The organism is Scytonema sp. PRP1 (genome assembly GCF_036697665.2).
In the GTDB taxonomy this organism is placed as follows: domain Bacteria; phylum Cyanobacteriota; class Cyanobacteriia; order Cyanobacteriales; family Nostocaceae; genus Kalymmatonema; species Kalymmatonema gypsitolerans.
On record NZ_JBAHYJ020000080.1, the window covers coordinates 1 to 14,448 of the forward strand.

The 14,448-nt window shown below is 42.0% G+C and carries 11 protein-coding genes and 1 pseudogene; 9 read left to right on the top strand and 3 right to left on the bottom strand.

The features are described from left to right. Window positions 1-216 precede the first annotated feature (216 nt). The 6 genes from V5G28_RS18085 to asnB all read left to right on the top strand — a co-directional run bounded on the left by V5G28_RS18085 (window position 217) and on the right by asnB (window position 8,550). Window positions 217-1,707 carry a cyclic nucleotide-binding domain-containing protein gene (locus V5G28_RS18085; RefSeq protein WP_336231139.1) on the top strand — a complete coding sequence of 497 codons (1,491 nt, stop codon included), beginning with the start codon at window positions 217-219 and terminating at the stop codon, window positions 1,705-1,707. Window positions 1,708-1,757: 50 nt separating this feature from the next. Beyond that, entirely contained in the window at window positions 1,758-2,813 is a 1,056-nt protein-coding gene (locus V5G28_RS18090; protein ID WP_336231141.1) for a substrate-binding domain-containing protein, read from the top strand. A gap of 50 nt (window positions 2,814-2,863) precedes the next feature. Then, window positions 2,864-3,412: a hypothetical protein gene (locus tag V5G28_RS18095; RefSeq protein WP_336231143.1), complete on the top strand. Its 549-nt coding sequence runs from the start codon at window positions 2,864-2,866 to the stop codon at window positions 3,410-3,412. 38 nt (window positions 3,413-3,450) lie between these two features. Beyond that, window positions 3,451-4,464, top strand: a complete 1,014-nt coding sequence (pstS, locus tag V5G28_RS18100) for a phosphate ABC transporter substrate-binding protein PstS (RefSeq protein WP_336231145.1) — start codon at window positions 3,451-3,453, stop codon at window positions 4,462-4,464. 46 nt (window positions 4,465-4,510) lie between these two features. Then, window positions 4,511-6,430 carry an iron uptake porin gene (locus V5G28_RS18105; RefSeq protein ID WP_336231147.1) on the top strand — a complete coding sequence of 640 codons (1,920 nt, stop codon included), beginning with the start codon at window positions 4,511-4,513 and terminating at the stop codon, window positions 6,428-6,430. Window positions 6,431-6,618: 188 nt separating this feature from the next. Beyond that, window positions 6,619-8,550, top strand: coding sequence for an asparagine synthase (glutamine-hydrolyzing) (gene asnB, locus V5G28_RS18110; protein ID WP_336231148.1), 1,932 nt, complete (start codon window positions 6,619-6,621; stop codon window positions 8,548-8,550). 54 nt (window positions 8,551-8,604) lie between these two features. Here asnB and V5G28_RS18115 read toward each other — a convergent pair whose 3' ends face one another. After that, a complete protein-coding gene (locus tag V5G28_RS18115; RefSeq protein ID WP_336231150.1) occupies window positions 8,605-8,799 on the bottom strand; it encodes a hypothetical protein in 195 nt (64 codons plus the stop codon). A gap of 276 nt (window positions 8,800-9,075) precedes the next feature. On the opposite strand from V5G28_RS18115, the gene V5G28_RS18120 reads away from it, so the two are divergent. Together V5G28_RS18120 and proX are read left to right on the top strand one after the other, a co-directional pair. Beyond that, the gene (locus V5G28_RS18120; RefSeq protein WP_336231152.1) at window positions 9,076-10,269 is read left to right on the top strand and encodes a quaternary amine ABC transporter ATP-binding protein; all 1,194 of its coding nucleotides are present in this window, start codon (window positions 9,076-9,078) and stop codon (window positions 10,267-10,269) included. A 36-nt stretch (window positions 10,270-10,305) separates the two neighbouring features. Next, on the top strand, window positions 10,306-12,309 hold the full coding sequence (gene proX, locus V5G28_RS18125) for a glycine betaine/L-proline ABC transporter substrate-binding protein ProX (RefSeq protein WP_336231154.1): 2,004 nt from the start codon (window positions 10,306-10,308) through the stop codon (window positions 12,307-12,309). Between the two features lie 72 nt (window positions 12,310-12,381). Here proX and V5G28_RS18130 read toward each other — a convergent pair whose 3' ends face one another. Continuing rightward, on the bottom strand, window positions 12,382-13,071 hold the full coding sequence (locus tag V5G28_RS18130; protein WP_336231156.1) for a class I SAM-dependent methyltransferase: 690 nt from the start codon (window positions 13,069-13,071) through the stop codon (window positions 12,382-12,384). Between the two features lie 12 nt (window positions 13,072-13,083). Further along, entirely contained in the window at window positions 13,084-13,593 is a 510-nt protein-coding gene (locus tag V5G28_RS18135; RefSeq protein WP_336231157.1) for a hypothetical protein, read from the bottom strand. 289 nt (window positions 13,594-13,882) lie between these two features. Between V5G28_RS18135 and tnpA the strand changes: the two are divergent. After that, window positions 13,883-14,173 (top strand): annotated as a pseudogene (gene tnpA / locus V5G28_RS18140) (IS200/IS605 family transposase); the annotation flags it as partial. Window positions 14,174-14,448 lie beyond the last annotated feature (275 nt).

A 14,448-nucleotide genomic window follows, 5' to 3' on the forward strand; every position in this document is an offset into this window, starting at 1 on the left:
CAATACGGTTCAGTTAGTGGTGTTTAGTTTTGTTAAGATCCCCCAACCCCCTTAAAAAGGGGGCTTAGTTCCCTCCTTTTTAAGGAGGGCTAGGGAGGATCAATCCTTAACTGAACTGTATTGGCCCAGCACCCAGTACCCAGATCCTACGCGCCCATTCATTCCTCACCTACCTTGTTTGTATATTGTTCGTAAAAAAATACTTAAAAAACACTTATGGATAAATCACTTTTGGGATGGCTATTGCTTTTGGGGTTGGCATTCCCATTGTTGAGTATACTGCTTGATGAAGCCGCCTCAAGATTGGAACGGCAGCAACACCCCTTAGCAGTTGGTCTACGTCAGGTACGCAAGTATGTGTTACCTCCCTTAGCCGTGATCTTGGTCATGCGACAGGTTTTTAGCGTCGCTGGCAAAGATTCCTGGGCACGTTTTGTGGAAACGTTAACTTGGGTTGCCATTATTGTGGCGGGACTTTCTTTAATCAACGCTTTGTTGACCACAGAAAAGCAACCGATAAAATGGCAAATTCATGTACCTAGCCTGTTCTTTCAGGTAGCTAGGGCTGTAGTGATCTTAGGTATTGGCTATCACATTATCAATGAAGTTTGGAGTATAAATTTGACTGGCTTGGGTTCCGCTGTGGGGGTAGCTTCAGCGGTAATTGCCCTAGCGCTGCAAGATACCCTCAGCAACCTAGTGTCAGGATTACTGCTGCTATTTGCCAAACCGTTCAAAACGGGTGATTGGATTGAGTTAGATGGAAAGCAGCAGGGACGGGTACTAGAACAAAATTGGTGGTCAGTCACGATAGCAAATCCTTTCATGAAATTAAACATTCCCAATGGGGTGTTGTCGAAGGCAAAAATTATCAATTACGGTCAGGGAGGAATTTGGAAAAACATTTCTGCCAGCTTTTCTTATGACGACTCTCCTAATGAAGTGATTCCAGCACTCAATAGCTTGGTCGAGGGTATAAATGGCATCCAATCTGAAGGTTTTGCTGTGGTTAGTTCCTATGAAAACGACCGTATCACCTACGACCTTTGGTATGAAGTGGTGGCTGAGAAAGATATGTTCGTTGCTCCGGAACTGAAAGTGCGACTTTACTATTTAACCAAACGTTATGGTTTTACCATCCCCTATCCCATGCAAGTGCAGTACACCGTCGATGCGAAACTTGGGATACCGAGCCGGATTCCTCAAGTAGTCGAGAACCGCCAACAGGAATTGGCAACTTATTTGCGATCGCTCCCCTATTTCCTAACGCTCAATGATAATCAGATTGAAAAACTGGCCCAGCGGACTAGATTTAAAGCCTACGGTCAGGGTGAGTTAATTGTTCAGGAAGGCAAAGAAGACGAGGGACTTTATATTATGTTCAAGGGTAGGGGAGAGGCTTACCTAAAAGATGAACAAGGTAACCGCCAGATAGTGGACAAGGTTGGACTTAACGAAGTATTTGGTGAAATGGCTATCTTTCCAGGAGAGGTAAGTCCAGTTACAGTCGTTGCCAATGAAGGGGTTGAGGTGATACTGATTCCAGCCAAAGAGATTGTCGAAGCGCTCGAGTCTAACAACAAATTTGCTTCAGAGATTCTTCAGTATATCGAAGTACGGAAAAAGAAAGTTCGACTTGCCAAAGGAATCAAAGATGAGGCAAGTCAATTAATTAGTAACAATGGTCGGCGGGTGCGATTGGGATGATCAGGATAACCAGAGCAAAGGTGAAAAGGAGTTGCTTAGTTTTAAGCAGCATGGTTTTACTATTGACAGCCTGCGCCCAAGGGTCAACAACTTCAAAAGCAAATATTGACAGGTCTGCCAGTGCAGACAAGACCTCAAAAGAAAACTTAGGGATTCAGCAGGTCGAGAGTAAATTAGTTAAACCCCTTTCAACCCAAGACTCAGCTAAACAGGGCATTGTGTTACCGGAAGTGAACCCCCTGGAACTGGAGGGACAACTGGCGATATCGGGATCTCAGGTAGTTTTGCCGATTAGTCAGGCTATTGCTCAACGCTTTATCCAAGACGGCTATCCTAACAAGATTGAGCTCGCTGGTATTGATACGATTGTTGGCTTCAAGCTATTTTGCGAGGAGAAAAAAGTAGATATTGTCAATGCGGTTCGCCCGATTACCAGTCAGGAGTCAGCCACCTGTGCTAAGTCAGGTATTGAGCCAATAGGTTTTCCAATTGCCATTGATGCAGTCACCATTGTAGTCAGTTCTCAGAATAATTTCGTCCCAAACAGTCTGACGCGCGACGAACTGGCAAAGGTATTCACTGTGCAAAAGTGGTCAGATGTGAATCCCAAATGGCCACCGGAAGTGATTAAACGTATTGTCCCAGCCGGGGCTGGTACTGGAGGGTCAGTTGACCTGTTCGCCCAAGCTATCCTCAAGGGGAATGCCAGCCAACTTATTAATGCTCCCGATACGGTATTTTATGACTTTGTAGAGCAGTTGCATTCAGAAGCTTTAATTAATCCTTACATGGTTGGCTTTTTAGAGTATAGCTCCTATCAACAAAACCGCGACAAATTGAGGGCGATCGCTATTGATCAAGTAGACCCTTTCTTGTCAGGATATCCTCTAACTCGTCCTTTGTATATTTATGCAGATGCCAAAGCGATTCGGACACGACCAGAAGTCAAAGCATTTGTTAATTATTACTTGACCTATGTGAACGAAGAAATTTCTAATCTGGGCTACTTTCCAGTCAAACCAAGCGTATTGGATGAGTCAAAAATTAAGTTTTTGCAAGTGAAGAGTAATAAAGAATCGTTGAAGGAAGTAAGTAATAAAAATTAGTTACTTGGACAATAATTCAATTTTAATGAATAATACAAAAAACCAAAAAAATGATGATTGTCTGCACAACTACTTGTCGGAGAATTTTAACAATTACGGGAATAGCTTTGCTCACTTCCTCTGTTTATTTGGGTGAGGCTCAGGCTCAATCTTTCAATAACAGTGGAAGTTTCTTAATAGCCCAAAATCTAGGGGGAATAGTACGAAAAATACCCCTGGAAGAAGTAGCACTTCCAGCAATGTCTTCAGCAAAGACAGCGACCAATGCTGAATTTAACCAAGCCCGAATTGAACTGAAGTCAGATGGTTCGTTAATATACATACTCAGAGGTAGAAACCAACAAGGCTTTGATGTTGAAGTACAAGTGACTCCGAGTGGCACTCTTGTTCAAGTTGACGAGCAAATAGAGACCAGTGGAGTTCCTGAAATTGCTGTAAAAGCTTTCAAACGATGGGCACCAAATGATCAACTTATCAGCACTTGGCGGAGTACTCGTCTTGGCGAATTTTTCTATCAATTTGTCATTCAGGATTTTTGGTTAGAAATTGCTGCTGATGGTAATAAAGTCATGATTTACCGAAAAAAAATTAAGATTTAGCAAATTAGTCAAAATATGCAATTGGGCGACACAGAGCTATGAAGACATTTACAATCAGTCATTGGCAGAAAATCGTCGTTGCACTGTCATTAACAACGATGACTTTCACTGCTAATGCTGCTTCTGCCCAATTACTTAAGGGTAGTGGTGCTTCTTTTTCTGAACCTCTTTATCAACGCTATAGTGCAGAATACAAACGAGAAACAGGCGTCAAGTTCCAATACACTGCTATTGGCAGTGGTGGTGGCATTCGTTTGTTCATAAATCAAACTGTAGACTTCGGAGGTACGACTTTAATTCCTACCCCAATTGAGAAAAATCAAATGAAAGATGGGTTGCTGATGGTACCAACAGGGGGAGGGTCAATAGCTATTGTTTATAATCTTGAAGATGTGACTTTCGATGTCAAATTATCTCGTGAGCAACTCGCAAAAATATTTACAGGTAAAATTTCCAATTGGAACCAGGTTGATTCCAGATTTCCTAACAAAAAGATTCAAGTCGTAGTTCAATCCGACAGTAGCGGTACTACCTTAACTCTAACTAGATACTTGCGAAAAATTACAGGAGGAAAGATAGAAGCTAGCCGGGAACCGAATTGGGGATTTCAGGTTTTCGCTGCTCTTCCCCAAGATAGTGCAGTCGCTGGAGAAGTGCGAAGAATTGATGGTGCGATTGGCTATGTTCAAACAAACTTTGCTCGTCAGAATAATCTGCCTACAGCTAGGATTGAAAATCGAACAGGTCGTTACGTGGCACCAACTTTGGCAGAAACTGAAAAAGCCCTAGCCAATATAAAGTTTAACGATGACTTCACGACTGAAGACATTGATGATCCAGAAGATGGTTACCCCTTGGTTAGTTTGAGTTGGCTACTGTTTTCTGAAAAGTATCCCACCGAAAATCTTGTTCAAGCTAATAAGAATTTGTTGATATGGATTTTAACTAAGGGGCAAAGTTTTAATCGAGAGCTAGAGTATACGAAAATTCCAGAAAATGTAGCTAAAAAAGTGATTGAAACTGCTAATAAGGAACTTAGAGTTCGTCCCTAAGAAAAATGGTTGTTATGTATTGTTTGTGTGACAGAAAGCAGAAATTATGAGCAAATTGGGTGTGCCATTGCCACTAACTTCGGTAATACTGGGTTGTAACTTGTTAGTATTACCTCCGGTGTTGGCGCAAGCAAATCATACTAATACGACGGTACCCGAGATTCAAACAACTGCAAACTTGCCTTCTAAGAATGAGGCTCCTGGGCAAGTTATTAGATTGGCAGACACTTCAGGTGTGATGGACACATCAACTGATGAAATTAACACGACTAACCAATATCCGCGTCCATCATCTGTAACAACTTTCAACTCAAATAATTTTGGGGAAGAAACCTTGAGTAATTCCAATGTCATTTCCAGTACTTTGGAAAACAAAGTATCTGCTGGTGATAGGCTTCGCTCAATAACCTCTGATGATAAACCTCAAGTCCAAGAAATTCCTACTAACCAATTACAGCTGCCCAAACTATATAGTCAACCACCAGATTTGATGCAGGGAGTTACCCGTGTCGAAGATTTGCGAGATGTTAGCCCTGGAGATTGGGCTTATGAAGCACTACGAAGCTTGGTAGAAAAATATCGTTGCATTGCTGGTTCTGAAAAAGAGACTTTTGAAGGTAATCGTGCTATAACCCGTTATGAATTTGCTGCTGCCTTTAATACTTGCTTTATAAAGACTGGACGCATCATTTATAGCTTGAGCAATACATTCTCTAATCAAGAAGACTTGGCAGTTGTACAAAGGCTACAAGCAGATTTTGCGACAGAACTGAAAGCCCTCACCACCAGGCTAGATAACTTAGAAGAGCGAGTAGCTTTTGTCAAAGACCATCGGTTTAGTACTACTACAGTTCTCCGGGGGACAGTAGATTTTAATTTAATTAGTGCTTTTGGGGACAAGAAAGCTGTTGTTTCTGGGGCAAATCCCAGGGAAGACTTGAATGAAATTCCTACTTTATCAACGCGAGTAAATCTCAACTTTGATACAAGTTTTACAGGTAAAGACCGATTGCGTACTAACATTCGAGCTGGAAATACTAGCAATTTTGGTAACAGTGTTACTGGAACAGAAATGACTCAGCTGATTGGTACTGTTAATAATGGCAATGATATTACGCTAAATTCGTTATTTTATGAATTTCCTATCGGCGGTAAACGTGGTAAGGTAGCGATCGCATCTGTTGCTGACTTTCCCACTCGCATTTTTCCTGCCCTAAATCCTGTTTCTTCTATTTCCAATTTTGGTGCTGAAAGTCCTATATTTTCGTTTGCTTTTGGTACGGGTGCTGTAGTTTACTATAACTTCACCGATAAAATTGCCGCTGGTGTTAGTTATTTAAGTACGTCTGGTAGCAATCTACTTGAGGGACTGTTTGGGGGTCAATATACTGCCTTAGCTCAGGTAACTTATACTCCATCTGATAAGTTAGCACTCGCTTTTACCTATGGTCACTATTACGCTTCTGAACCCGGTTCAACTATTGATGTAACTGGGAGTAAAGGTAGCAGATTTGCTCAGTTGCCTTTTGGAGAAAGTACGGCGACTTCCTCTAATGCTTATGGCTTACAGTTTACTTACAAGTTGAGCGATAAATTGATTTTAGGCGGTTGGGTTAGCTATTTTAATGCGATTGCTGAGAGTTCGCCCCGTGTTAATGGTTTAGATGGTTCAATTGGAGCTAATGCTGATATCTGGAGTTGGGCTGTTACTGCAGTAATACCGGACTTGGGTAAGTTAGGCAGTCAGTTAAATTTTGTCTTGGGTATGCCCCCGAAGGTTATAAGTAATGATGTTCCTTCTCGTTTAGATAGGGATACTTCGATGCATTTTGAGTTATCTTATCGCTATCCAGTGACTGATAGAGTCTTTATTACTCCGGGAGTTTTGTTGATTACTAATCCTGAGCATAATGCAGCCAACAACAGTATTTGGATTGGATTACTGCAAACTACTTTTACATTTTAGTGAAAACCCGAAGTGTGTGATAAGACTCTAAGCTGTCGGGACTGTTGAACAAATTAGTGAAAAAGTGTAATGCAAGTCCCCCAACCTCCCGTGAAACAAGCTGCGTTCGCGTTAGCGTTCTCCGAAGGAATAGCCTCAGAGAATTCTAGTTAATGAATTAATAAGAAGGGAAAACGGAAGGTCAATTTATGTGTGGAATTGTAGGATTTTTCTCCAAAAACGGTACCATTTCAGAGGAGTCGTTAAAACAGGCAACGCAAACATTACATCATCGCGGACCAGACGGACAAAACCATTGGATTGCATCGCATCGACGAGTTGGGTTGGGTCACACCCGACTCAGTATTATTGACCTGAGAACGGGTGAACAGCCGATTTCTAACGAACAAGAGAATTTACATATTGTTGTCAACGGGGAGTTTTATGACTTTGAACAGATACGGGATGACTTGAAACGATGGGGTTACCGAGTGCGTACCAATTCTGACAGTGAAATAGCCCTTCATCTTTATGACGAATTTGGTACACAATGCTTACAATATTTGCGCGGTGAATTCGCGTTTGTGCTGTGGGATGAACGGAATGAGCTTTTGTTTGCTGGTCGCGATCGCTTTGGCATCAAGCCTCTCTACTACGCCGTAATTGGTGATACCCTCTACTTAGCATCCGAAGTTAAGGCATTGTTTGCAGCAGGTGTACCTGCTCAATGGGATTACGAATCTTTTTTTCAAGACAACAGTGGTGTACTGCCTCAAGATCGCACCTTATTTCAAGGAGTATATCAGGTGCCCCCTGGTTACTTCCTTCTTGCAAACCGCTACCACATGCAACTCATTCGCTACTGGGATTTTAATTATCCCCGAATTGACGCTCCTGTTTCTAAATACAGTGAAGACGAATACATCGAAAAACTTCGCTACACTTTGAACGAGGCAATTCGAGTCCGCTTGCGAGCCGATGTACCAATTGGTTGCTATCTCAGTGGTGGACTCGATTCATCAACGGTGTTGGGTATGGCAGCAACACATATGTCTGAACCCATTCAGACCTTTACTATCTCCTTTGATTATCCAGCCTATAACGAAGAAGCCTTGGCTCGCGAAGCAGCAATTCGCGCTGGGGCAAAGATTCATGTTGTGCCAGTTCGTCAGTCTGACCTTGCCGACTATTTTTCTGATACGATTTGGCACGGTGAGATGATGATAAACAACGCTGGAAGTATTTGTAAGTTGTTGTTGAGTAAGGCTGCGCGAGATGTCGGTTACAAAGCTGTGCTCACAGGTGAAGGTTCTGACGAGATATTTGGAGGATATGCCGATTTGCGTCGGGATATGCTGCTTTATAACACACAAGATCGAGACGACAACACTGTACAGGAACTATTAGAAGAGTTGCGACGCAATAATGCAATTGCTTCAGGATACTTAGTCTCTGATGAAAGATCGAAGCCAGTTAAGAGTGTGCAGCAAACGCTAGGTTTTGTGCCGACTTGGATACAAATATGTTCGGAGACTAGCTTAAAAATCCGCTCTCTTTATTCGTCTGAGTTTACTACTCAATTTGCTAATCAAGATGCCTATCGCGTCTGGTTAAATCAGATTGATGTGCAAGGTCAACTAGCTGGGCGGGAACCCGTACATCAATCCCTTTATGTGCGGTCTAAAATACAGTTGCTACATTTACTTTTAAGAATGTACGGAGACGGAATGGAAATGGCGTATTCCGTGGAAGGGCGTCTGCCATTTTTAGATCACCACGTTGTTGAATTAGTCTGCCAGATTCCAGCTTCCCTGAAAATTCGTGGAATGACTGAAAAATACATATTGCGAGAAGCGGCACGTCCTTTCTTAACTGATACAGTTTATCATCGCCAAAAACACATGTTTCTTTCCCCACCTCCCAGTCTGAAGCCAAATGAGATTTTTCACCAATTGACGGAGGACACGCTGCGTAGTTCAGTGATGGCATCATTGCCGTTTTTCAACCAAGCAAAAGTTATCGCACTCCTAGACAAACTGCCTGAAATGGATGATAGCCAACGCATGTCTCTAGACCCTATCCTCATGAGGCTGTTGAGCGCTTGTTTTCTGCAAGAACGGTTCGGGCTTACAGCAAGGTGAGTATTTAGAAAGGTTAATTAACAGTTACCAGTTATCAGTTATCAGTTATCAGTTTCATCCTCCGGGGGAAACACCACACCAATTGGACCCAAAGCGTTGGTGGTGAGCCACTGCGGTCTTGGGGTTTCCCCAAGTAGAGCAAGTGGCGTTCGTCGTATCCCTTACGGGACGCTCTGCGCTCAGACGTGCCGTGCCTCCTCCGGAGGACGCACGGTACAGGCGATAGCCGTGGCCGTACCCACTAGGCATACCCGGAGGGCTCTTTTAAATCCCCCACCATAGCAGGCGTCACTGCGTAGGTAGCTGTTCACTGGTTTAACTGGACTTTAGACTAAAAAGAGCGATCATTATGTCTAGCAGTCGAAGCTTGGCAGTAGCTATGCAAAAAAATCAAGGGAAGCTGAGTTGAGAACAAGCAAAAACAAAAATTGAAACAATCAGAAATCAAGCAGGTTTCTGCTCAGTTTTATGTGAATTTGAGAGACTCAATAACGCTATGAACTTGTGAAATCTTGTATCTAGAAAATGAAACATCCAGAGTCTAAAATTGCGATTGAACATCTGATTAAAATTTATGGAGATAAACCTGATGCTGCTCTCAAATTGTTCCGCTCGGGTAAAACTAGGGATTCTATTTTCAAGGCAACAGGTAGTGTTTTAGGCATTGCCGATGTATCTCTGACCATTAATCAAGGGGAATTGTTTGTGGTCATGGGATTATCTGGTTCAGGTAAATCAACTTTGGTTCGCTGTATTAATCGTCTCATTAATCCTACCAGTGGACATATTTATATTGACGGCGAAGATATTGCCCATGTTGATGAGAAACGGATGCGGTCAATTCGCCTTACGAAAGTGTCAATGGTGTTTCAGGGATTTGGTCTATTTCCCCACAAAACAGTGGCTGAAAATGTCGAATATGGTCTCAAAGTTAAAGGGATAGACAAAGCCAAACGCTATCAAAAAGCCCTGGAGACCCTAGAATCAGTAGGTTTAGCCCAATGGGGCGATTCTTTACCCTCCTCCCTCAGTGGCGGAATGCAGCAAAGGGTAGGTTTAGCTCGCGCTTTAGCCACAGATGCAGATATTTTACTAATGGATGAGGCATTCAGTGCCCTCGATCCCTTAATTCGCCGGGAAATGCAAGGTGAATTGTTACGACTGCAAAAAGAACTACACAAAACTATTGTATTTATCAGCCATGATATTCAAGAGTCACTAAAAATTGGCGATCGCATCGCAGTGATGAAAGATGGTGCTATTGTCCAAATTGGCACACCAAAGGAAATAATTACTCAACCTGCTAATGAGTATATCCGCACCTTTACCAAAGATGTTAACCGCGCCCAAGTTCTCACCATCGGCTCAATTGTTCGTAAAATAATTCCTTTGATTCTCTCTGAAGATTCACCAAGTGTAGCACTAAAGAAAATGGCAGACCATCTTCTCCAACATACTTGTGTTGTGGATAATCATGGTAAACCAGTAGGCATACTTAATAAACAAAGCCTTGAATCCGCTCTAAAACAGCAAAAACCAGACATTACTGAAGTAATGCAAATAGACTTTCCTCAAGTCAAAGCTAATACTATCTTAGAAGATACTTTTCCTCTTTACCAACAAGGACTACCTATAACAGTAGTTGATAAGCAAGGTAAATTCCAAGGAATTGTAGAATTGGCTGATGTCCTTGCTAGTATTAGCAACTCAGATAAATAGCATCAATTGCCTCAGTTAGACAGGAGAAACTAAATTGTGTTACCTTCGCTCAACCTATCTTCTAACTTAATTGCCACCAATCAAGGGAGCTTAGACACAATTCTCAACCCCTTTAAGCTTTATACTTTACCCCTAGAGAATTGGATTAATTCCAGTGTTAACTTCATTGTCGATCGCTATCGCCCCTTCTTCCAAGCCATTCGCCTTCCCATTGCTTTCACCCTAGAGAGCATGGAATGGTTTTTCCTGGGCATTCCACCCTTAATTTTCCTAATTTTACTTGGTTTACTGGCTTGGCAAATAGCGGGAGGTAGGATTGCCATTTATAGCATTGTCGCTCTGAGTTTGATTGGTTTTTTGGGGGCTTGGGAGCAAGCAATAGTATCATTATCCCTAGTGGTAACTGCTGTAGCTTTTTGCATGGTAGTTGGTATTGTAATTGGCATTCTCAGTGCCAGTCATCAGCGCTTGGAGAAATGGCTGCGACCCCTGCTGGATGCCATGCAAACCCTGCCCTCATTTGTCTACTTAGTACCAGTGGTGATGCTGTTTGGCATTGGTAAAGTTTCGGGAGTCATAGCCACATTTATCTTCGCCGTACCGCCCTTGATTCGCCTGACCAGCTTAGGAATTCGGCAAGTATCAACAGAAGTAGTGGAAGCCGCGATCGCCTTTGGTTCTACTCCCAGACAAATAATGTGGGAAATACAAATTCCCTTAGCCATGCCCACCATTTTAGTTGGGGTAAATCAAGCTATCCTATTGGCTTTATCCATGTCAGTGATAACTTCCATGATTGGTGTGGAGGGACTGGGAGGTATGGTGTTACGGGGTTTGGGTCAGTTAAATGTGGGATTAGCATGTGTGGGGGGATTGAGTATTGTCCTAATTGCAGTGATGCTTGACCGGATAACCAATGTTTTTGGTACAGATAGCCATCAAGTCTCCTGGAAACAGCGTGGACCCATAGGTTTTTTTACTTCCAGATCGAAATTCAAAAAAATTTTCGCTACCTTCGCGGCAATCATTGTATTAGCCTTACTGGTCGTTTCCATTCCCAAACAACAAGCTCCCCCTGTTTCCACAACATCCGCAGGAAAAGAAATGCCAGGTATTGATGTGGAGGTACAATCTGCCCATAGCACTTTACAAGAAGACCGATTTCAAACCGAGATCGTTAACATAGGTTTGAGAAAACTTGGTTACAAAACTCCAGAGCCAAAGCAAATTGAATATGCGACCATGTTTCCTGCTATAGGCAACGGCGAGCTACAATATACCCCTGCCTTTTGGGAAAAAAGTCATGGGTCATTCTTTGAAAAAGCTGGTGGCAAACAGAAGTTAGAAAAAGTTGGAGTTCTGGTTCGCAATGCCCTGCAAGGTTATCAAATTGATAAAAAAACTGCTGATAAATACAATATCACCAGCCTTGCACAACTCAAAGACCCAGCAATTGCCAAACTTTTTGACTCAGATGGGGATGGTAAAGCGAATTTGACAGGGTGCAATTCAGGTTGGTTTTGTGAATTTGTGATTGAGCATCACATTCAGGCTTACGGATTAAAAGATACAGTTAAGCAAGACAGAGGAAGTTACTCAGCCCTGATTATAGACACCATTACTCGCCAGAAGCAAGGTAAATCAGTCCTCTATTACACTTGGACTCCTACGTGGACGAGCGCAGTATTAAAACCAGGTAAAGATGTCATTTGGCTAGAAGTTCCTTTTACATCTTTACCCAAAGAGCAGAAAGATTTGACAGCAAAAGATACTTCATTTGATGGGAAAAATCTCGGATTTCCCGTTGATAATATCCGAATTGTAGCTAATCAGGAATTTTTGGCTCGCAACCCTGCTGCTAAACGTTTATTTGAACTGATTCAGATTCCCATTAACGATATCAATGCCCAAAATCAACGGTTTAAGCAAGGTGAAAATAGTATCCCAGATATCTGTCGCCATGCTCAAGAGTGGATTAAGAGTCATCAAGTTTTATTTGATGGTTGGGTTGAAGAAGCCAAAAAAGCTTCAGATAACTGAGGTTATTTATGATCCTAGAAGGTTTTTCGCGTTAACCACAAGCGAAAAACCTTCTTTTGTCCAAAATCCAAATTAGGCAGTTGGGTGCTTGGCGATTACACAAACATAATCAGCACTCCAATGATAGGGAGCAATAGGATAATTTCCGGGTTTCACAGGCCAATCTGCTTCTTTATGAAACGAGAACATATCCAAGACAGACCAGTCTGAAAATAGATTAGTGAAAAACTCCTTTGCTTGATGAGCCGACCAATTTGCCAATCCAGTGAACGTAAATTCTTCTCCTGAATCTCTGAACACTCGTTTCATGTTGGTGGCAACATCCAGGCAAATCAGCCCCCCCTGGCTGACTGCTCTTTTTGCCTTACGAGCCACAACCTCAATCTGCTCTGCGTTTAGGAGATGGAAAACACCCGCACATAACACACAGTCATAAAATTCCTTGTCAAAAGGATAGGAGGTTATATCAGCGGTGATAAATTTGACAGTATCAAGAGACTTTTGGCTAGCGCGGTAAAGCACTGCTTCTTCTCCGGCTATGTCAATTCCAGTAACGTGATATCCTCTCTCAGCTAAGGCAATGACATTTGCACCATCACCACACCCTAATTCCAAAACTGTAGTCAAATTCTTACAGGATTCGAGCACCTTAAAAAACTTGATAAGGTGTTCTTTAAGAGAGCCGTAAACAGATTCAGACTGCTGTTGAGAATACTCTTCCTGATACCATTGCAAAATCTTGCTGTAAGGAATTTCTTGCATCAGTTATCTTGTTTAAATTTTTTCATAACACACACGGGTACTGAGTGAGTTAACGCCGGGATATAACTTAATTTCGTCGCAGACAACGTTTCGTAACTCTTCATTATCCATCGCTTCGATCAAAGCAATAGTATCTGATGGACCCCAACAGGCACGCACTTGTACTGTGTACGGCTTACTCTTCAAGAAGGCAACTAAATCCCGCTCCTTGAGCGTGTGATAGTTTACATTGATCATGAGACAAGCTCTTACAGGCAGAGTAAACTCAATACTTGGTTTTACCTCGTATCCAGGAATAACTTTGCAAGGGCGGGAGTCAATAGACTTGATATAACGCCTTGCGCGAATATCCTCGATCACTTCTTCCATCTCACCCGGACCATCTGATTCTAGATAAGCAACGATATGATCCGGTCCGTACACTGGAGATGCCCAAATAATGTTAGGTATTTTTGACAAATACTCAGTCGCTTTTCTGGCATCCAAATCTGTGTGAACTAGCAAAAATGTGTTGTCTTTCATAGTCAAAATTAAAAAGTAGTTGGTGGCGATGAAAGAAAAGGAAAAACAAATTTCTTTCCCTCTTAGCTCGTAATTATCCATTTCTTTAGCTCAACGAGAAATAGATAAAGTTGTTATGTTTATGTATATTTATATTGCTGTTAGCTATAAACCCACAGTTAGTTGCTTTTGTCAATATCCTAAATTGGTCGATTAATGACCCAACTAGAACTATGGAAGCTAAAAAACTTAAAGCTGATTCGTAAACAAAATCTAAAGAGAACTGAATCTGGCTTGACTCAGGTTATAGGTTAAGAAGTCGTTTTGTGAAGTTGCCGAAAAAATGGATTTTCGAGTCCTTGAATTTAATGGGGAAGAGAATCGCGTTCATGCGCTAATTGAATACCCGCCTAAATTATCTGTTTCTCAAATAGTGAATGCTTTGAAAGGAGTTTCTAGCCGTCGGTATGGACAAGCTGGATATAAAAAACCCCATAAAGAGGCTTTATGGAGTCCTAGTTATTTTGCTATTTCTATAGGAGGTGCGCCTTTAGAAGTTTTGAAAGAATATATTAAAAATCAGGAAAAGCCGTCCTTCTAGGACGAGGCTTGTATCCCATTGCTTCCGGTCAAAAATTCCCAAAATAGGGACGTATCATTTTGGCAGGAGACCATACAGGGTTGTCAAGACCAGATGCTCGTACACTAAGAGAAAGAACCTACGAACATTTGTCTTCTTGCAAAATTGCGATGCTCGCTTGACAACTGCCAAAGAGCCTTAACTTGTGGCAAATGATTGCGGAAGTACTCTCGATATAGCTGACAACTAACAATTGCTTGACTATCGATTATATGCACCAATCCTAAACTTTTTAG